Source organism: Winslowiella arboricola (assembly GCF_025527015.1).
GTDB classification, from domain to species: domain Bacteria; phylum Pseudomonadota; class Gammaproteobacteria; order Enterobacterales; family Enterobacteriaceae; genus Erwinia; species Erwinia arboricola.
The window spans coordinates 1-216 of sequence record NZ_JAODIM010000003.1; the positions used below are offsets into that span (position 1 = coordinate 1).

1 rRNA gene is annotated in these 216 nt (G+C 48.1%); it reads left to right on the forward strand.

From position 1 onward, the window contains the following. A 23S ribosomal RNA gene (locus N5923_RS00010) occupies window positions 1–79 on the forward strand; the annotation flags it as partial. Window positions 80–216: the final 137 nt, after the last annotated feature.

Below are 216 nucleotides of genomic sequence, written 5' to 3' on the forward strand. Positions count from 1 at the left end.
ACGACGTTGATAGGCCGGGTGTGTAAGCGCAGCGATGCGTTGAGCTAACCGGTACTAATGACCCGTGAGGCTTAACCTTACAACACCAGAAGTGTTTTGGTGAGCGTGATGAGAGACGCGAAAATTTTCAGCTTAGTTCACCGGATATAAGAATCAGCAGAAACGAAAGATTTTGCGCTGAAGCAAGGCGGCAAGTGAAGGAAAGGAAGGAGCATA